This window comes from Streptomyces sp. NPDC008163, assembly GCF_042956885.1.
In the GTDB taxonomy this organism is placed as follows: Bacteria; Actinomycetota; Actinomycetes; order Streptomycetales; family Streptomycetaceae; genus Streptomyces; species Streptomyces drozdowiczii_A.
In genome coordinates, this window is record NZ_JBIBHG010000003.1 from 462989 (window position 1) to 482884 (window position 19896).

13 protein-coding genes are annotated in these 19896 nt (G+C 71.0%); 6 read left to right on the forward strand and 7 right to left on the reverse strand.

Annotated features, from left to right (window positions below; genetic code table 11):
* Window positions 1-131: 131 nt before the first annotated feature.
* Complete coding sequence (locus ACFZAT_RS10000) at window positions 132-1412, reverse strand: extracellular solute-binding protein (RefSeq protein WP_391262553.1); 1281 nt, start codon at window positions 1410-1412, stop codon at window positions 132-134.
* A gap of 314 nt (window positions 1413-1726) precedes the next feature.
* On the opposite strand from ACFZAT_RS10000, the gene ACFZAT_RS10005 reads away from it, so the two are divergent.
* The 4 genes from ACFZAT_RS10005 to ACFZAT_RS10020 all read left to right on the forward strand — a co-directional run bounded on the left by ACFZAT_RS10005 (window position 1727) and on the right by ACFZAT_RS10020 (window position 8200).
* Complete coding sequence (locus ACFZAT_RS10005) at window positions 1727-3352, forward strand: endo-1,3-beta-xylanase (RefSeq protein ID WP_391262555.1); 1626 nt, start codon at window positions 1727-1729, stop codon at window positions 3350-3352.
* A gap of 74 nt (window positions 3353-3426) precedes the next feature.
* Entirely contained in the window at window positions 3427-4653 is a 1227-nt protein-coding gene (locus ACFZAT_RS10010) for a hypothetical protein (RefSeq protein WP_391262557.1), read from the forward strand.
* Between the two features lie 116 nt (window positions 4654-4769).
* The gene (locus tag ACFZAT_RS10015; protein WP_391262558.1) at window positions 4770-5963 is read left to right on the forward strand and encodes an RICIN domain-containing protein; all 1194 of its coding nucleotides are present in this window, start codon (window positions 4770-4772) and stop codon (window positions 5961-5963) included.
* The gene (locus tag ACFZAT_RS10020) at window positions 5960-8200 is read left to right on the forward strand and encodes a CBM35 domain-containing protein (protein WP_391262560.1); all 2241 of its coding nucleotides are present in this window, start codon (window positions 5960-5962) and stop codon (window positions 8198-8200) included. The genes ACFZAT_RS10015 and ACFZAT_RS10020 overlap by 4 nt, the downstream gene beginning before the upstream one ends.
* A 57-nt stretch (window positions 8201-8257) precedes the next feature.
* On the opposite strand, the gene ACFZAT_RS10025 is transcribed toward ACFZAT_RS10020, so the two are convergent.
* Window positions 8258-9601 carry a cellulase family glycosylhydrolase gene (locus ACFZAT_RS10025; RefSeq protein ID WP_391262562.1) on the reverse strand — a complete coding sequence of 448 codons (1344 nt, stop codon included), beginning with the start codon at window positions 9599-9601 and terminating at the stop codon, window positions 8258-8260.
* A gap of 412 nt (window positions 9602-10013) precedes the next feature.
* Between ACFZAT_RS10025 and ACFZAT_RS10030 the strand changes: the two genes are divergently transcribed.
* Window positions 10014-12167 (forward strand): glycosyl hydrolase family 65 protein, encoded by a 2154-nt coding sequence (locus ACFZAT_RS10030; protein ID WP_391262563.1) that lies wholly within the window; start codon window positions 10014-10016, stop codon window positions 12165-12167.
* A 219-nt stretch (window positions 12168-12386) separates the two neighbouring features.
* Window positions 12387-14744 carry a discoidin domain-containing protein gene (locus ACFZAT_RS10035; protein ID WP_391262565.1) on the forward strand — a complete coding sequence of 786 codons (2358 nt, stop codon included), beginning with the start codon at window positions 12387-12389 and terminating at the stop codon, window positions 14742-14744.
* Between the two features lie 77 nt (window positions 14745-14821).
* On the opposite strand, the gene ACFZAT_RS10040 is transcribed toward ACFZAT_RS10035, so the two are convergent.
* The 5 genes from ACFZAT_RS10040 to ACFZAT_RS10060 are packed head-to-tail and all read right to left on the reverse strand — an operon-like array spanning window position 14822 to window position 19610.
* Window positions 14822-16072 (reverse strand): ABC transporter substrate-binding protein, encoded by a 1251-nt coding sequence (locus ACFZAT_RS10040; RefSeq protein WP_391262567.1) that lies wholly within the window; start codon window positions 16070-16072, stop codon window positions 14822-14824.
* On the reverse strand, window positions 16069-17160 hold the full coding sequence (locus ACFZAT_RS10045; protein ID WP_391262569.1) for a branched-chain amino acid ABC transporter permease: 1092 nt from the start codon (window positions 17158-17160) through the stop codon (window positions 16069-16071). The genes ACFZAT_RS10040 and ACFZAT_RS10045 overlap by 4 nt, the downstream gene beginning before the upstream one ends.
* Window positions 17153-18043 carry a branched-chain amino acid ABC transporter permease gene (locus ACFZAT_RS10050; protein WP_391262571.1) on the reverse strand — a complete coding sequence of 297 codons (891 nt, stop codon included), beginning with the start codon at window positions 18041-18043 and terminating at the stop codon, window positions 17153-17155. The genes ACFZAT_RS10045 and ACFZAT_RS10050 overlap by 8 nt, the downstream gene beginning before the upstream one ends.
* Window positions 18040-18822, reverse strand: a complete 783-nt coding sequence (locus ACFZAT_RS10055; protein WP_391262573.1) for an ATP-binding cassette domain-containing protein — start codon at window positions 18820-18822, stop codon at window positions 18040-18042. The genes ACFZAT_RS10050 and ACFZAT_RS10055 overlap by 4 nt, the downstream gene beginning before the upstream one ends.
* A complete protein-coding gene (locus tag ACFZAT_RS10060; protein WP_391262575.1) occupies window positions 18810-19610 on the reverse strand; it encodes an ATP-binding cassette domain-containing protein in 801 nt (266 codons plus the stop codon). The genes ACFZAT_RS10055 and ACFZAT_RS10060 overlap by 13 nt, the downstream gene beginning before the upstream one ends.
* Between the last annotated feature and the right edge of the window lie 286 nt (window positions 19611-19896).

Here is a 19896-nt window from a genome sequence, read left to right on the forward strand (position 1 = left end):
GCCCGGGGGGGGGCGGGGTGGTTGGGGGGGGGGTGGGCCAGGGGGGTTAGCGGGGGTGGGGGGGGGGGTTGGGGGGGGGGGGGCGGGGGGGGGGGGCCGCCCCGGGGGCCGCCCCCGCCGCTCGCGTCAGGTCAGCGGAGGTTCTTCTTCGCCTCTTCGAGCGCCTTGTTCCATGCCTTGTCCGGATCGGCCTTGCCCTGCTCGACGAGCTGGAGGGCGTTGCCGAAGGGGATGCGGGCCTGCTGGTCCTTGGTGCCGCGGTAGTTCGGCTTGAGGCTCTTCGCGGAGGACACGAAGATCTCGCCGGTGGGCGCGTCGCTGAAGTAGGGCTGCTTGGTGCCCTTGATCTCCGGGTCGTCCAGGACGGTGACGAGGGAGGGCAGCGCGCCGACGGGGCCGGTGAAGATCTTCTTCTGGGAGGCGGCCGAGGTCAGGAAGTCGGCCAGGGCGGCGGCCTCCTTCACGTGCTTGCTCTGCTTGGGGACGGTGAGGAAGGAGCCGCCCCAGTTGCCACCGCCGCCGGGCACGGCCGCGATGTCCCACTTGCCGGCGTTGGCGTCACCGGCGGCGGTCTTGATCTGGCCGGTCATCCAGGCGGGGCAGGTCATGGTGGCCATCCGGCCCTGCTTGATGCCCGCGTTCCACTGCTGGCTGAAGGGTTGGAGGTTGGCCGACTGGTGGTCGGCGGTCGCCTTGGCCGTGGCCTCGAAGAACTCGTGCACCTTGGGGTTGGTGTCACCGATGTACTTGTCCTCGGCGTCGAAGAACCCGTACTGGGTCTGGTTCATCATCGCCGTGAAGATGTTGCCCGAGCTGTCGAACCACGCCTTGTCCTTGACCTTCTTCCTGAAGGTCTCGCCGGTGGCGAAGTACGCGTCCCAGGTGGGCCAGAGCTTGGCCACCTCCGCGCGGTCCGTGGGCAGCCCGGCCTGGGCGAACAGGTCCTTGCGGTAGCAGATGGCGAGGGATCCGACGTCGGTGCCGTAGCCCATCACGAAGTCGGTGCCGCCGAGGGTGCCCTGGTCCCACTTCCAGTCCAGGTACTCGCTCTTGCGCTTGTCGGCGCCGTAGTCGGCGAGGTTGGTGAACTTGTCCTTCACCGCGCGGAACTTGGGGAGGTAGCCCTCCTCGATGGCGACGACGTCGGCCGCGCCGCTGCCGGAGGCGATCTGGGTGGACAGCTGGTTGTGGTGCTGGTCGAACTGGGAGATGCGCTCCTTGATGACGACGTCGGGGTGCGCCTTCTCGTACTCCTTGATCAGCGGCTTGTAGCCGAAGTCGCTGAAGGTGGCGACGGTCAGGGTGATCTTTCCGTCGGCGTCCCCGCTGTCCGCGCCGCAGGCGGACAGGGCGACGAGGGAAACGGCGGCGGCGAGCGCGGCGGCGGTTCTGCGGGCACGCGTACGGCCCATGGTGGTCCTCCGGGACAGGTGCGGGATGAAGTCGCACCAAGGTCGCCGCGAAGCGAAACATCTGTCAAGAGTTTCGCGAAAATCTACGGGATCCCTTTTCGGTCACGCGCCTTTCGGTCATTCAAGTCCGCCCATTACGTGCATTGAACGGGCAGAACGGGCGTGCCGATCTTGGCCACTTGGCAAAGTTTCGTAGCGGAGCGGCGCTGACCTGCACCAGTCAACGAAAATTTCGTACGCCCTTGCTCCGCCCGCTCGGGGGCCCCATCATTCGAGCGCTCACCGCACACCCCACCCCCTTGTCTGGAGCCGCCATGAGACACCCGACGCACCGCCGACCACTGCTGCGGGCCGTGGGGACGGGGGCCGTGGCCCTCGCCGCCCTGCTCTCGTTCGCCGGGCTCGGCGCCTTCTCCCCCGCAGCGGCCGCCACCGCGTCCACGCCGTCGGGCCGCGGTGTGCCGGCCGACGGCAAGGTCATGATGGTGATGGGCCAGGACAGCGACACGCTGTCCGACTACCGCACCGACGTCCTCGGCCGTCAGGAGCTGGGCGCACCCGCCCCGGGCGGCGTCACCCTGTACACCAACCTGGTGCTCGGCGGCTCGCCCGCCCCCTTGGCCGGCATGAACGGGCCGGTGAACTGGGGCGCGGGCACCGTCGACTTCGCCCGGACGATGAACGAGTACCCGGATGCGGCCGTGGCGGTCGGGCTGTACCTCTCCGACGCCACCTCCGGCTGCAACAACCAGCCGCTGCGCGCCATCATCGGCCGCAACGACGACGACGTGACCTCGGGCAGCCCGAACCTGATCACCCAGTACCGCGCCAAGGTCGACGAGATGATCAACCGGTTCAAGAGCTACGACCGGGACATCCTGCTGCGCATCGGCTACGAGTTCGACGGGCCGTGGAACTGCTACAGCGCCGACTTCTACAAGGACGCCTTCCGGTACATCAAGGGCCGCATCGACGCGCTCGGCGCCTCGCGGGTCGCGACGGTGTGGCAGAGCGCCGCATGGCCGGTGAACACCAGCACCGACCACCCGGAGTGGGGTTACGTCGTCACCGACCCGAAGCACTTCGACAGCTGGTACCCCGGTGACGCCTACGTGGACTGGGTGGGGCTCTCGGCCTTCTACAACTCCCGTTCCGTGCAGACCCAGTGGGGCTGCGGCTCGCACGACACCGACCCGGTGGGCCTGCAGAACCGGGTGCTGGACTTCGCCCGCTCGCACGGCAAGCCCGCGATGGTCGCCGAGGCCGCGCCGCAGGGTGCCAGGACCGGGGCGGGCAGCGCGAGCTGCATCTTCACCAACAACCCGGCTCCGGCGAGCGGCCAGGCCATCTGGGACGGCTGGCACGCCGGCTACTTCGACTGGGTGAACACCAACAAGGACGTCATCCGCGCGGCGGCGTACATCAACACCAACTGGGACGCCCAGACGCAGTGGCAGTGCTCCCCCGGCGCCCAGGCCGGCGGGCCCGGATGCGCCAACGGCAACTGGGGCGACTCGCGCGTCCAGGCCAACGCGACGGTGCTGAACAACTTCGTCGCCGAGATCAAGAAGCCCCTGTGGTCGACCGGCTCCTCCGGCTCGACGGGCCCGACCGACCCCACGGACCCGACCGACCCCACCGACCCCGGTGACGGCGGCAGCGGTACGGAGCCCACGTACACGCAGTCCGTGGTGACCAGCCCGGCCACCGCCATCCGGTTCACCACGAAGAACTTCGAGGCGAGCTTCGTCACCGTGCAGTACCGCATCAACGGCGGCGCCCCGCAGAACTACTTCCTCACCTACGACCGGTCGTCCGGCCGCTGGGAACTCCCGGTCACCGTCCCGCACGGCGCCACGCTCACGTACTCCTTCAACTACCAGCCCACGACCCAGACCAGCCAGATCACGACCCCGGTCATGACCTGGACCGCCCCCTGACCCTCCTCCGGGGTGCCGTGCCGGTCCCACCGCGCACGGCACCCCGACTCCCCCACCCCGCACCGAGGAGACCCATGCCGCTCACCGCCCCACGCCTCCGCCGCGTCCGGCGCGCCCTCGCCGCCGGGACGGCCACCGTGCTGCTCCTGCTCACCGCCCAGACCGCCACCGCCTCCACGACGGACCCGGCCGCACCGGAACTGCTGCTCGGCCAGTCCACCCGGGGCGCGCTCAACGACTTCAACTCCTTCGCCCAGGGCGCCGACGGCGGCTCCGTCTACTACGAGCTGCGCAGCGGCGACTGGGTCAACGCCGAACACCGCGCGTTCGCCGAGGAGTTGGCTTCGCAGGGCAAGACCGTGCAGGTCGGCATCAGCTGGAAGGACAACCCGCCCGGCTTCGAGGGCGGCGACGAGAACGCCAAGGCCGCCAGGTCCCGCGCGGTCACCGCCGAGATCGCGGCCGGCGGGCACACCGCGCAGCTGGACCGCCTGCTCGCCTTCACCAACTCGCACCCGTCGGCCTCGTTCAAGCTGCGGCTCGACTACGAGGTGAGCAGCTTCTACCACTGCACCGACGCCAGCTGCTCCTCGTACAAGAACGCGTTCAACACGCTCGCCGGATATCTGGACGGGCACTCCACCGCGCACAACCTGTCGTTCGTCTACCACCCGGTGCGCGGTGAGTTCGAGCAGCTGTATCCCGGGGACGCGGCGGTGGACTGGGTCGGGGTCTCGGTCTTCGCGCACGAGCTGTGCCTGCCGATCTACGACCGCGGCTACCTGTACAACGGCACCCCGCCGCAGAACTACGACGTCGGCGCCAACCAGTGCCGCAACGCGTACATCGGGACCGACCAGAACGGCAACCCGGCGGCGGTCTGGCGGAACTTCGACCATGACGCCAACGTCCTGAAGCTGGTCAAGTTCGCCAAGGACCACGGCAAGCCGGTCGTGCTCTCCGAGGCGGGCATGATGAACTTCACCGCCGACAACGGCGCCACGGACGGCATGGAGCAGGTGCAGGGCGACCGCTGGGTGCAGCGGCTGTTCTCGCTGATGAACTACCGGGGGCCGATTCCCAACCTGCCGGGCGAGTACGACCTGCGCGGGGTGATCCGCTCGGTCGTCTACATCAACCTGGACTTCCGCTACGGCTGGGACGGCATCGACGACGGCAGCTTCGACTTCGCCCCCGACACCACCTGGTTCGTGGACGGCCGGCTGTCCCACTACGCGGCCGCGAAGGCCTCCTTCTGCCGGGGTCTCGCCGACAACGGCTTCACCGCACGGTGCCGCTGACAGCGGCACCCCTCTGACCGCGCGGTCCGGTCCGCCGGACCGCGCTCAGGGTTATGGGAGCGCTCCCATCTCCCGCACGTCCCCACCCCCACACCCTCCCCATGAGAGGAACACCCGTGTCCTGTCACGTACTTCACCGTCCGCGAGCGAGAGCCTTACGGCTGTGGGCAGCCGTCCTCGCCCTGCTGGTCTCGTCGCTCGGCGCCGCCCTGGCCACCGCTCCGCAGGCCGCGGCGGCGACCACCCTGTGCGACGCGTACGCCTCGACGAGCATCCAGCAGGGCCGCTACATCGTGCAGAACAACCGCTGGGGCGCGAGCACACGCCAGTGCGTCGAGGCCCGCGACCGCGGTTTCGCGATCACCGCGTCCGACCACAACAACCCGACCAACAGCGTCCCGGCCGGATACCCGTCCGTCTACGCGGGCTGCCACTACGCCAACTGCACCTCGGGCAGTGGTCTGCCGCTGCGGGTCTCCGACTTCGGGAACGTGCGCAGCAGTGTGGCCATGACCCGGCCCGCGTCGGGTGAGTGGAACGCCTCGTACGACCTGTGGTTCGACCCGACGCCCCGCAGCGACGGCCAGAACACCGGGGCGGAGCTGATGATCTGGCTGGATCACCGGGGCCGTCCGCAGCCCATCGGCTCCCGGGTCGCCACCACGACCATCGAGGGCGCGAGCTGGGACGTGTGGGTCGGGAACATCGGCTGGAACGTCATCTCGTACGTCCGCACCTCGGGCACCGGCTCCCTCGACTTCGCCGTGCGGTCCTTCACCGACGACGCCGTCGCCCGCGGGCAGATCCAGCGCTCCTGGTACATGACGAGCGTGCAGGCGGGATTCGAACCCTGGGTCGGCGGGGCCGGGCTCGCCGTCGACGACTTCTCCTTCACCACCAACGGCGGCAGCGGCGGGGGCGGGGCACGTGCGCTCGTCGGCCGGCAGAGCGGGCGCTGCCTCGACGTGTCCGGCGGCAACAGCGCCAACGGCACCCCGGTCATCCTCTGGGACTGCTGGGGCGGCGCCCCGCAGCAGTGGACCGTCGGCTCCGACGGGACCGTACGGGCCTTCGGCAAGTGCCTGGAGGTGACGGGCGGTGCGGCCGCCCGGGACAACGGGGCCGGGATCGGCCTGTGGGACTGCTGGGGCGGCGCCAACCAGCGGTGGACCCTGAACTCCGACGGCACCCTGCGCAACCCCAACTCGGGCCGCTGCCTGGAGGCGGCCGGCCAGGGCACCGCCAACGGCACCCGCATCCAGCTGTGGGACTGCTGGGGCGGCGAGAACATGAAGTGGGACCTCCGGTGAGCCGCCCGGCACAGCGGCGGGCCGTCCGCCCCGCCGCGTCGGCGCTCGTGGTCACGGCGGTCCTGGCCGGATCGCTGATCTCGGCGGGCGGACAGGGCAGCGCGGCGGCCGGTCAGGCCGCCGCTGCGGGCCCCGAAGTGATCACCGTGGACACCGGCCGGCAGTCCGGGCCGCTCACCAAGGCAGGGCTCGGCACGCTGTTCGGGGTGACGACCACGCCGGACACCCCGGCCGCGCTCGCCGACGGGACGCAGGTGCTGCTCGCCCAGCACCAGAGCATGGACGGTGACACCTCCTATCCCAGCTCCACGGAGTCGGTGGCGGCGAAGCTCCGGGGCACCGGGGTCAAGATGGTCGGCCGCTACAACGACCTGATGGGCGGCTGGCCGTACGTCTGGAAGGGGATCGACGACTGGAACGGAAAGGTGGACAGCGCCACCCGGTCGATCCAGAAGTACAAGGACGTGCTGAGCGCGGTGGCCCCGCTGAACGAGCCCGACAACAAGCTGGGCACCCAGCCGGACAGCCCCTTCATGACCGACCCGCGCGTCCCCGGTGCCACCTACGACGCCAAGGTCAACTGGCTGTGGACGCAGACCGTCCGGCGCATCCGGGCCATCGACGGCTCGGTGAAGATCATGGGGCCCAACTACGAGCACTACAACCCGTGGGAGTCGGCCGACCGGCAGCCGCGCATGCGGGACTTCCTGGTCAACGCGAAGAACACCGGCACCCTGCCGGACATCATCGGGTGGCACAGTCTGGGCCCGAGCCCGGGCGATGTGCCCGAGTCCCTGACCCGCTACTACCGGCCGCTGGAGCAGGAGTTGGGGATCTCCCCGCGGCCGGTGATGATCGAGGAGTACGGGCCGGGGAACGGCGAGTTCGAGGGCGTTCCCGGCACCATGGTCAAGCACTGGGCGGAGTTCGCCCGGTACGGCGTGGACTCGGCGGCCATGGGCATCTACACCAACCCGGGGCTGCTCGGGAACACCCTGCGCCGCACCACAGGCGGCCTGAAGCCCAACGGCGGCTGGTACTTCATGAACTGGTTCCGCGAGCTGCGCGGCAACCAGCTCTTCGTCAGCCGCTGGGACACCCGGCACTATCAGGGCTCCGACGCGGTCGCGTCCTGGGACTCCGCGTCCCGGTCCGTCACGGTCCTCGCGGGCGGTGACGACGGCGACATCGACGTCCGGGTCCTGGGCCTCGCGGCGCGCGGCCTCGGCCCGCAGGTGAGGGTCCGGATCGACACGACGGACTGGACGACGGACCCGCTGGCCACCGACCGCAGGGCCGAGCGCGCGGGCGACCCGCAGTCGGGCCCGTACAACGTGTACGACAAGGTGCTCACGCTCGACTCCGGCGGGAACCTCACCGTGCCCATCCGGGGAATGGAGCACCTCGACGGCTACCGGATCGTCGTGGGGCCGGCGGGTCAGGCGGCGTCGTACCCGGGCAAGTACGAGGCGGAGGACGCGGTGCAGTCCGGGACCGTCCCGCACACCGGCAGCGACACGGGCCTCGCCTCGGGGCGGGGGTACATCGGCGGGATCGACGGCGCAGGCAGCTCGGTCTCCTTCACCGTCGACGCCGCGAAGGCCGGTGTGCACCTGCTGCGGGTGCGCTATGCGAACGGCACCGCCGGGACCTCCACCCACCTGGTGCGGGTGAACTCCGAGGCGCAGGGTGCGGTGAGCTATCCGGCCACCGGGGGCTGGGCGAACACCACGATGGGCACGGCGGTGAAACGGATCGCCCTCAAGGCGGGCCGGAACACGGTCACCCTGGCCAAGGGCGCCGGATACGCCGAGCTCGACTCCATCGACGTACGCCCGGACACCCATCGCTACGAGGCGGAGCTCGCCACGGTGAGCGGGTCGGGCATCCGGCACTTCCAGTGGAACGAGTTCCCGGACTACGTCGGCGGCATCGACGGCGCCACCAGTTACGTCGACTTCGCGGTGGACGCGCCCCGGGCGGGGTCGTACCTGGTGGACGTCGGTTACGCGAACGGGCTGGCCGGGACCGCCGGGCACACCGTGACCGTGGACGGGGCGCCCGCCGGGACCATCGCGTACCCCTCCACGGGCGCCTGGCTCAGCGGCCCCCGGCAGGACGCCGACGAGGGCACCGCCACCGTCCGGCTCACCCTGCGCGAGGGGGTGAACCACATCAGGCTGACCAAGGGCGAGGGCTACGCCGAGCTCGACTGGCTGGCGCTGCGCACGGAGTAGCGGTCCGCCGGGGTGCGCCGGGCGGACTCCGCGTCCGTCCGGCGCAGCGTCCGCGCGTCAGCCGGTGCCGTACAGGTCCGTCAAGCTGATGCCGGTCGTGGAGCCGGCACCGCCGAGCGGGACCTCGTGGTCGAGGCCGACGAACGTGCCGTCCTCCTGCCAGAGCGCGGGCTTGAGCAGGGCGTACTTCGCCTCGTCCCAGGTGGCCCAGTCGTAGCCGAGCAGTCCGCCGGTGTCGCCCGAGTTCGGGTTGAGGCACCAGAAGGTCTGGCTGATGCGGTTGTCCACGATGAGGTCGCGCAGGGCCGTCAGCCACTTCTCGTTGGGGCCGTTGTCGAGGAAGCCGCCCCACTCCCCGATGAGCAGGGGTGCGGTGTTGTTCCGGTGCAGATAGAGCCAGTTGGGGCCCCAGACGTCGCGTTCCAGCGTGCTGCGGTCCCAGTCGCCCTGGAACCAGGGCTGCTGGAAGACGAGCGGACCGTAGTCGTGCGGGGAGTAGACGAGCTGGTCCTGCTGGGCGCCGAGGTCCACGGGGTGTTCGGCGGCGCCGCGCAGGTTCCCGCCCCACCAGTCGTAGTGGTAGTCCGCCTCGGCGGTGGAGCTCCAGTCGCTGCCGTCCTTGGGGTAGACCTCGATGCCCTCACAGAGGATGAGGACCTTGGGGTTGATGGCGAGGATGCGCTTGCCGGCGGTCTCGCAGGCGTACTTGAAGTTGTCCTCGTCGGTGGAGTCGTCCCACTTGGCGCGCGGGGACTCGGACTGCTTGCCGTGCGGCTCGTTCTTGATGTCCATCGCGACGAGGGTGTCGTTGTTCTTGTAGCGGTCCGTGACCCATTCCCAGGCCGAGTAGAAGTCCTCGGTGGTGATCGAGCCCTTCCACCAGACGGGGTGGATGTGACCGGAGTTGTCGGCCTCGGCGCTGTGCACATCGAGGAGGACCTTGATGCCGTACTTCTCCGCCGTGTCGAGGAAGGCGTCGAAGACCTCCAGGGTGGTCTTGTCCTTCAGCTCGGGGTTGGCGTACGTGTTGACCGCGCTGGGCACCGCGGCCTGGCCGTTCTTCCACTCCAGGAGCAGCTGGGTGGAGATCGGCACCCGCACGATGTTGATCCCGCGCCGGGCCATCTGCCCGGTGAGCGTGTCCAGGTTGGCGGTCCAGAGCCCGTGGAAGACGCGTTCGGTGGCGTTGAAGCCGAACCAGTTGACGCCGGTGAGCCAGACCTCCTTGCCGTTCTCGTCGACGATCTTGTTCCCGTCGGTGTGCAGCCAGTCCGTCCCGGCGGTGCCCCGCGCGGCGGGGGTGGGGGCCGCCTCGGCGGGGAGCGGTCCGCAGAGGGCCAGCAGGGCGGCGGTGGCCGCGGCGGCGGCCAGTCCGGCGCGCTTCCTTCTGGAGGTCGTCATGGGTGACTTCGCCTTTCGGTGGGGGTCGAATGGTGCCGGTCAACGATGCGGGAGCGCTCCCATATGTGGGGGTGCGCGACCTCCGCGCGCGCCGGGGAGCGCACGGAGGTCACGAGGGTGTCGAGAGCGTCGGGCGCTCCCCGCGAGGGGGGATTCCGGCCGGGCCAGGGGGCGCGGCGAGTCGGCCGGAAGGGCGCCCGCGTCCTGAACCGTGGCATCGGGCTGCACGGCGTGTCAACGCTTTCGTAGTTGTTTCGTGACCCTCACGCGCGGGCGGCACGCCGCCTTGATCCTTCGGCGTCGACGCCCTTGCCCTGTACACGAGTTGAGCTATATAACGTTGTAAAGACGGCCTCGGGGCGCGCCGTCCGGTCTTCCGGACACCGCATTCCATTCAGCCCTGGAGGCCCTGATGACCCCTCATGTCCCCGACCATGTCCCCGGCGCCGCACTCCCCGAGCAGGAGGGGCCGACCGGTCCCGGACGGCGGCGGGTGTGCCGTGACGCCGCGCTGATCGGGCTCGCGGCCGGTGCGCTCGGGCTGCCGGCGGCGGGGGCGGCCGAGGCGGCGCCGGTCGCTTCGCCGAAGCCGGCCGCCCACCGGCCGGTCCGGGTGCCGCTCGACGTGCGGGCGCTGGCCCGGCAGCGGTACGGCTCCGATGCCGACTGGTACGCGGCGAACATCCCGTTCGTCGACCTGCCGGACCGCACGATTCTGGACACGTACTACTACCGGTGGGAAGCCTTCAAGAAGCACCTGCGCTCCACCGCAGACGGGATGCTCGTCACCGAGTTCCTGCCCTCGGTCTCCTGGGAGGGGGCCAACTCGACGATCAGCGCCGCCGTCGGGCACCACATCCACGAGGCGCGCTGGCTGCGCGACCGGACCGTCGTGGAGGACACCCTCGCCTGGTGGCTGGGCGGCGGCGGGAACCTGCGCCAGTACACGTCGTGGATCGGCCAGGCGGTGTGGGCGGATTACGAGGTCAGCGGCGACGGCCGGGTGCCGCTGGCGCACTCCGCCGCGCTGGAGGCGGATCTCGAAGCGTGGGAGTCCCATTACGACGCGGACATGGGGCTCTACTGGATCGCCCCGGTCAACGACGCCACCGAGTTCACCACGAGCGGGCTCGACGTCGGTGACGGCTGGGCGGGCGAGGCGTTCCGGCCGACGCTCAACAGCTACCTCTTCGCCGGGCACCAGGCCGTGGGGCGCATCGCCGCACTGGCCGGGGACAGCGCGAAGGCCGCCGCGCACGCCGAGCGGGCAGAGCGGCTGCGGGCCCGGGTGCAGGAGAAGCTGTGGAGCCCGGAGTTCCGGCACTTCACCGACCGCTTCGGGCCCCAGTACCCGGACCGGCACGGGGCGTTCGTCAGCGGACCGGAGCTGGCCGGTTTCGTGCCCTGGTACTTCGGGCTGCCCGATGCGCGGTACGACGGGGCGTGGCGCAGGCTCACCGATCCGGACGTGTTCGCCGGGCGGCACGGGCTTCGGACGGTCCCGCCCTCGTCGCCGTACTACATGGTGCAGCACCGCACCCCGGGGGCGAGTCCGGGCGAGTGCGAGTGGAACGGGCCGTCCTGGCCGTTCCAGACGAGCCAGGTACTCACCGCCCTGGCCCGTCTCCTCGACGAGCGCCCGCACGCCCCTCTCGGGCGCGACGACTACGTGGGGCTGCTGCGCCAGTACGCCGCCCAGCAGCGCAAGGACCGGCGGCCGTACATCGCGGAGAACCTGGACCCGGACACCGGCGAGTGGATCGCGGACTTCCCGGACCGCAGCGAGCACTACAACCACTCCACCTTCGCGGACCTGGTCCTCACGGGGCTGCTGGGGGTGCGCCCGTCGGCCGGTGACACGCTGCGGATACGCCCGCTCGTGCCGGCCGGGTGGGATCACTTCGCGCTGCAGAACGTCGCGTACCACGGGCGCGAGCTGAGCGTGGTCTACGACCGGGACGGCAGCCACTACCGGCTGGGCGTCCGGGGGTTGTGCGTCTGGGTCGACGGACACCTCGTCACCTCGGGGCGTCCGCTGTCGGGAGCGACGGTGGATCTGCGGCGGGCCCCGGTGCGCAGGCCGGAGGTGCTGGCGAACCGTGCGTTCAACCACAAGGGCGAGGGGTTCCCCCAGGCTTCGGCCTCCTCCAGTGGTGAGGGGACCGGTCCGAAGGCGGCGGTCGACGGGCGCGTCTGGTTCGACCGGACCCCGGTCAACCGCTGGGTGTCGGCGGCGGACGGGGCCCGTTCGGTGGAGTTCACGGTGACGGCGGCGGAGGCGGTCACGGTGGACCGGGCGCGGATCCACTACTACGACGAGGGGCCGGGGTCGGGGGTGCGGGTGCCCGTGGGCCAGCGGCTCCAGTACGCGGACGGGGACCGGTGGCGCGAGGTGCGGATGCGGCCGGGGTCGGGCCGCTCGCCGGGCGCGAACACGGCGACGGAGCTGTGGTTCGCCCCGGTCACCGCGCGGCGCTTCCGGCTCGTGATGACGGCCGCGCAGGGGAGCCGGGTGGCCCTGAGCGACCTCGAACTGCTCGGGCCGCGTGGGGGTCGGGCCGGCTGACGGGCGCGCGCCACCCTCGCAAGTGGCTTGCGCATAAGAGGCGTTGGGTGCGCCGAATCCCCGCCAACCGGCGCACTCAACGCATTCTTCTCAGGTTTGAGTCACAAATTTTAGTTCTGGAAGCAGAATCTTGCGCACCGTCGTGGACTTCCTTGCGACGGTGCTCCTAGCCTGTGGGACGTCCGAAGAGCCCCCACGAGCCGCAAGGACGACTTCGACGTGACTTCCCCACCCCGACGACCGCTGCTCAGGCGGTCGCTGTCCGCTTCGCTCTCGCTGGCCCTCGCCGCGGTCGGCACCGCCGCCGCCGTGGTGCTGACCGGCGCACCGGCCGCCCAGGCCGCCGGTGTTCCCGCCCCCTCGCCGCTCTCCGTGCCCGGGCGCGGCGCGACCGTCCCGTTCAAGGAACAGGAGGCCGAGTACGCGGCCACCAACGGCACCCTGATCGGCCCGAACCGCCTCTACGGCACGCTGCCGTCCGAGGCGTCGGGCCGGCAGGCGGTGACCCTGGACGCGGTCGGTGAGTACGTGGAGTTCACGCTCACCGCCCCCGCCAACGCGATGTCCTTCCGGTACTCGCTGCCGGACAACTCCGCCGGGACGGGCCGGGACGCCTCGATCGACGTACGCGTGAACGGGGCCTCTCCCAAGGCCGTGCCGGTGACCTCCAAGTACGGCTGGTACTACGGGGGTTATCCGTTCAACAACAACCCGGGCGACACCAACCCGCACCACTTCTACGACGAGGCCCGGACCATGTTCGGGTCGACGCTGCCGGCCGGCACCAAGGTGCGGCTCCAGGTGTCCTCCACCGCCGGCTCGCCGTCGTTCACCATCGACCTGGCGGACTTCGAGCAGGTGGGCGCGCCCATCGCCAAGCCCTCGGGCGCGCTGGACGTCGTCTCCGACTTCGGGGCCGACCCGACGGGGGCCGCCGACTCGACCGCCAGGATCCAGGCGGCGGTGGACGCGGGCAGGGCGCAGGGCAAGGAGGTGTACATCCCGCAGGGCACGTTCCAGGTCCGCGACCACATCATCGTGGACAAGGTGACCCTGCGCGGCGCCGGGCCCTGGTACTCGGTGCTGACCGGGCGCGACCCCTCCAACCGGAGCAAGGCCGTCGGCGTCTACGGCAAGTACGCCGGGGACGGCGGCAGCAGCAACGTCACGCTCAAGGACTTCGCCATCATCGGTGACATCCGTGAGCGCGTCGACAACGACCAGGTGAACGCCATCGGCGGCGCCCTGTCCAACTCGACCGTCGACAACGTCTGGATGCAGCACACCAAGTGCGGCGCCTGGATGGACGGTCCGATGGACAACTTCACCATCAAGAACAGCCGCATCCTGGACCAGACCGCCGACGGGGTGAACTTCCACTACGGCGTCACCAACTCGACGGTCACCAACACCTTCGTCCGCAACACCGGTGACGACGGGCTCGCGATGTGGGCGGAGAACGTCCCGAACGTGAAGAACAAGTTCACGTTCAACACGGTGATCCTGCCGATCCTCGCCAACAACATCGTCACCTACGGCGGCAAGGACATCACGCTGTCCGACAACGTCATGGCGGACACCATCACCAACGGCGGCGGCCTGCACATCGCCAACCGCTACCCCGGCGTCAACTCAGGCCAGGGGACCGCTGTCTCAGGCACCACCACGGCCGCCCGCAACACCCTGATCCGGACCGGGAACAGCGACTACAACTGGCACTTCGGGGTCGGTGCGATCTGGTTCAGCGGGCTCAACGAACCGGTCAACGGCAACATCAACATCACCGACAGCGAGGTCCTGGACAGCTCCTACGCCGCGATCCACCTCATCGAGGGCGCGACCAACGGGCTGCACTTCAAGAACATCAAGATCGACGGCGCCGGCACCTACGCGCTCCAGATCCAGTCGCCCGGCACGGCCACCTTCGACAACGTCACGGCGACGCACATCGCGCAGTCGAACCCGATCCACAACTGCGTCGGCAGCGGCTTCCAGATCACCCGGGGCGCCGGCAACTCCGGCTGGTACGCCGACCCTCCGGCCTGCACCGGCGTCTGGCCGGACCCGGTGTGGACCAACGGCGGCGTCCCGGGCGGCGGCACCGGCACGACCGACCCGACCGACCCGCCGACCGACCCGACCGACCCGCCCGAGGAGACCGGTAACCTCGCCCAGGGCCGCCCCGTCACCGAGTCCGGTCACGCCGATGTGTACGGCGTGTCCAACGCGGTCGACGGCAACGCGAACACGTACTGGGAGAGCCGCAACAACGCCTTCCCGCAGACGATCACCGTGGACCTCGGGGCGGCCAAGTCCGTGAAGCGGCTCGTCCTGAAGCTGCCCCCGGCGTCCGCCTGGGCGACCCGTACCCAGACCCTGAGCGTGTCGGGCAGCACCGACAACAACACGTACAACTCCTTGAAGGGCTCTGCGGGTTACACCTTCAACCCGTCGAGCGGCAACCAGGCGACGGTCACCCTGCCGGGCACGTCGGCACGCTATCTGCGGCTGACGTTCACCGCCAACACCGGCTGGCCCGCCGCGCAGCTCTCGGAACTGGAGGCGTACACCAGCTGATCCGGCGACGGACGGGACACCGGCGGGCGGCACGCGCGAAGCGTGCCGCCCGCCGGGCATTTCCCCTGCGGGGAGCGTTACTTGAAGGTGTAGCTCTTGGCGGCCGCCGCGGCCTCGGCCGGCCTGACCACCTTCAGGCCGCCGGGGATCCCGTCGTCCGGCTTCATGATCACGCTCTCCCTGGTGGAGGGCGCCGCAGGGTCGGTGAAGTCGTGCGAGACCCCGAAGTCGGTGCCGAAGCCGGAGATGGTCAGCAGCGCCTTGTCGACGCCCTCGCGGGTGAGGTCCTTGGCGGCGCACGCCTTCTTCAGGGCCTCGCCGTACAGGTCGGCGGCCGTGTAGCCGGCGATGACGCCGTTGTCGAGCCCGTCCTCGGGGTAGGCGGCGGCGTACTCCTTCGCCAGTTTCGCCGGTCCGGCACCCGGGTCGCCGATGGGCAGGGTGGACGCGGCGACGTAGTAGTCCCGCATCAGGGCCGGGCCCGCCTGGGTCTTGAGCAGCTGCGGCGCGTAGGCGGAGTTGTTGCCGATGACCGGGACCTTGAGGCCGGTGGCGGCGGCGACCCCGACGAACGAGGCCGCCTGGCGGGGGCCCGCGCTGATGACGACGGCCTTGACGCCGGCTTGCTTCAGGGCGGCGACCTGGGCGGTCATGTCGTCGTCGGAGGGCTTGATCATCTGCTGGACCACGGTGAGGCCCGCCTGCTTCGCCGCGTACGTGGAACCGGCGAGCGCGTTCTCGCCGTAGTCGCCCTCGAAGTACACATGGCCGACCTTGTCGCCCTTCGCGATGCGCTTCTCCGCGAGCAGGTAGTCGATGGCGTTGATCGTCTCGACGTCGTACGTGGCACCGATGATGCGTACGTACTTGCTGCCGAGCAGATTCGCGGACCACGCCTGCGGCAGGACGAGTCCCTTGTCCAGGCCGTCGATGCGCTGTTCCACCGCCCCGACGAACGGCGAGCCGATGAACTGGACGAAGCCCAGGACCTTCGGTTCCAGCTCGGTGTATCCGGCGACCGCCTTCTGCGGGTCGTAGCCGTGGTCGCGCACGGTCAGCTCGATCCTGCGGTCGCAGATGCCGCCCTCGGCGTTGGTCCGCTTCACCCAGAGCCGCTGGGCCTGGGTGACGCTCTTGCCGAGCGAGGCGTAGACGCCGGTCATGTCGGTGAGCGCGCCGAGTGCGATCACCGAGTCGGTGACGCCCTTGCCGGTCTTCACCCCGCCCCTGGATCCCTCTCCCCCGTCGGAGGACTTGGCCTTCTCGCTGCATCCCGTGAGGGTGAGGGCGAGGGCCGCGCACACGGCCCCGAGCACACGCAGTTTCATTTCTTCTCCCCTGGGTTCTTCCTCGGGCGTGTCAGGCCGCCGGGCAGGAACAGGACCGCCGCGACGACCGCGGCGCCGTACAGGTAGCGCGATGCCTCGCCCGGTGCCAGGCCGCCCGTGCCGGGGGCCGCGACCAGCGGCAGGGCGTCGCTGTAGTGGGTGAGGAGCTGGGGCAGCAGCGAGACGAAGGCCGCGCCGACGACCGCCCCCGCGACGGTGCCGAGCCCGCCGATCACGATCATGGCGAGGTATTCGAGGGACAGGACCATGCCGAAGTACTCGGGCACCGTCCGCTGGAAGACCAGGGCCAGGAGCACCCCGGCCAGTCCGGCGTACATGGAGGACAGGACGAAGACCCCGGCCCGGTAGCGGGCCACCGGGACGCCCATCACACCGGCCGCGATGCGGTGGTCGCGGAGGGCGTTCAGCGCCCGGCCGGGCCGTCCGCGCAGCACCCCGCGCGCGAACAGGCCGCTGAGGAACAGGGCGACCAGCGCCACGTACCAGAGCTTCTCGGAGGACTGGAACGGGACCGCGGCCACCACCGTCCCGGTGTCGTCGAAGGTGAGGCCGAAGAGCGACAGCGGCGGCACCGGGCGGCCGTTGTAACCGCCGGTGAGGGACGAGGCGTTGAACAGCACGTGCTGGCCGATGAAGATCAGTGCCAGGGTGGCGATGCCGAGATAGGCGCCGCGCAGCCGCCCCGCGATCGGGCTGAACAGCCCCCCGGCGGCCCCGGCGAGGAGGACGGCGAGCAGGGCGGCGAGCCAGCTGGGCAGGCCGAGCCCGGACAGCGTGTGCCCGTTCTCCGTACCGCCCTCCCCCGCCAGCACGCAGTAGCCGTACGCGCCCACGGCGAGGAAGAAGGCGTGGCCCATGGACAGCTGCCCGGTCGCCCCGGTCAGCAGGTTGAGCCCGATCGCGCCGATCGCCGCGGCCATCGCGAACAGCCCGGCCTGGAGCCAGAAGCGGTCCAGGTAGAAGGGGAGGGCGAGCAGCAGCACCGATCCCGCCGCCCAGGCCCAGGTACGGGGACGGCGCAGCCGCGCGGTGACGGTGTACGCGAACGGGGTGGCGGTCTCAGACACGGGCCGGCTCCTTCGTGCCGAGGAGTCCGGCGGGGCGTACGAGCAGCACGATCACCATCACCAGATAGGGGGCCAGGTCGCCGATGCCCCGGCCGAGGAACGACAGATCGCTCTGGTAGCCGGTGGCGAGCGATTCGGTGACTCCGACGATGAGGCCGCCGGCGAGGGCCCCGGTCGTGGAGTCGAGGCCGCCGAGGATGGCGGCGGGGAACGCCTTGAGCGCGGCGAGCGAGGTCGCCCGTTCCAGGCCGGGCGTCGGGAAGACGGTGAGGAACAGCGCGGCGACGGCGGCGAGCGCCCCGGCGACCGCCCAGGCGGCGAGCGAGACGCGGCCGAGTCTGATGCCCATCAGCGCGGCCGTCCGCGGGTTCTCGGCGGCGGCGCGCATCGAGACGCCCCAGGAGGTGAAGCGGAAGGCGAGCAGGAAGACGGTGATGAGGAGGGCGGCGGCGACGAACGCGGCGACCCGGGTCTGGGCGAGTGTGATCCCGCCGACGGTGAGGACCCGGTTGCCCCAGGGGTCGCCGAGCGCGAGCACCTCCGTGCCCATGCGCCGGGTGAGTTCGGTGGTCAGGAGGATGTCGACGCCGATGGTGACGATGGCGAGGACGCTGTGGTCGCTCCCCCGGTAGCGGCGCATCACCAGGAAGTCGACGGCCGCGCCGACGACGGCCGCGCCCGCGACGCCGGTCGCGAGGGCGGGCCAGAAGCCGATGTCGTCGTGGAGCACGGCGGTGACGTAACCGCCCGCCAGCAGCAGCGACGCATGGGCGAAGTTGACGACCTCGGTGGCCTTGAAGATGACGACGAAGCCGAGCGCGATCAGGGCGTAGACCGAGCCCATGGACAGGCCGCCGAGGAGAAGTTCGACGAAGGTGGTCATTGCGGTGCTCCCAGATATGCCTGGACGACGGCGGGATCGTTCTGGACCTCGGCGGGGGTGCCGTCGGCGATCCGGCGGCCGAAGTCGAGTACGGTCACGGCGTCCGCGAGCCGCATCACCACCGCCATGTCGTGCTCGACCAGCACGATCGAGATGCCGAGGCCGTCGCGGACCCCGGCCACGACCTCGGCCGTGCGCCGGCGCTCGTCGGCGGTCATGCCCGCGACGGGTTCGTCCAGGAGCAGCACCTGCGGCTCCGCGCACAGCGCCCGGCCGAGCTCGACCAGCTTCTGCTGCCCGTACGGCAGTGCGCTCGCCGACCGGTCCAGCTCCCTCTCCAGGCCGATGAATTCGGCGATCTCGCGGACCCGTTCGCGGTGCGCGCGGGCCTCCCGGGCGGCGGACGGCAGCCGCAGCCCGGCAGCCAGGAACCCCGCCCGGGTGAGCCGGTGCCGGCCGAGCATGAGGGTGTCGGCGACCGTGGCGTACGGGGGCAAAGCGAGGTTCTGGAAGGTCCGGGCCACCCCGAGCGCGGCGATGCGGTGCGGGGCGAGCCCGGTCAGTTCGGTCCCGCCGAGCCGGACGCTGCCGGAGGCCGCCCGGCAGACCCCGGAAAGCACGTTGAAGGTGGTCGACTTGCCGGCGCCGTTGGGCCCGATGACGGCATGCACGCTGCCCGGCTCGACGGTGAACGAGACGCCGTCGAGGGCGGTGAGCCCGGCGAAGCGGACGGTGACGTCGCTGACGGTGAGCTGCGCGGGGGTGGTCACGCGGACCACCTGCGCAGGGTGCGTACGGGGGTGTCCGCCGCCCGGTCCGCGTCGGCGGCGGCCGCCTCGTCCACGAGGCCCAGATAGCGGCGGCGCACCTCGTCGGAGGCGGCCAGCTCGTCGGCGGGCCCGTGCAGGGTGACCTCGCCGACCTCCAGGACGTAGGCCGTGGTGGCGAGGCGCAGGGCGATGGAGGCGTTCTGCTCCACGAGCAGGACGGAGGTGCCGGAGGCGTTGATCTCGCGCACCGTGTCGGCGATGCGCTGCGCCATCAGGGGCGCGAGGCCGAGCGAGGGTTCGTCCAGGAGGAGCAGCCGGGGGCGGGCCATCAGGGCGCGGCCCATGGCCAGCATCTGCTGCTCGCCGCCGGACAGCAGCCCGGCGCTCTGGTGGGCGCGGCGGGCGAGGACGGGGAACAGCTCGTGCACGCGGTCCAGCGCCCGGGCCGTCGCCCTGCGGCCGCCGGGCGCGCCGAGGGCTCCGGCGCGCAGGTTGTCCGCCACGGTCATACGGGCGAACACCTGGCGGCCCTCGGGCACCTGGACGATCCCGGCGGCGACCACCCGGTCGGGCCGGAGCCCGTCCACGGGGCGCCCGTCGAACCGGACGGTGCCGGTGGCGGTGCCGCCGTGGAAGCCGAGGGTCCGCGAGACGGCCCGCAGCAGGGTGGTCTTGCCTGCGCCGTTGCCGCCGAGTACGGCGGTGATCGTGCCGACCGGGACGTCGAGGTCGATGCCGCGCAGTGAGCGTACGGAGCCGTAGGCGGCGGTGAGCGCGCGGATCTCCAGCGTGGGCATGGGGGTGTCCTCCTCCTTCCGCGGTTCCTGTGTTGCCACAGGTCAGCAGGGGGAGGAGGGGGGCGTCCACGGGGGTGGGGGGATGCGGTGCGGGTGCCCCGGCGGGGCGGGGGTGGGGTTGTGCGGGCGCACAGCGCGGGTCGCCTGCGGCGGGCCCTGTCCCCTACCCGCCCCCCCGGAACCGGGGCTCCGCCTCAGACCCCGTGCCTCAGACGCCGGCGAGGCTGGATTTCGCGCCGCCGCACTTTCAGCCCCTCCGGCGATTGCGGAGCGGGGGTCCGGTGCG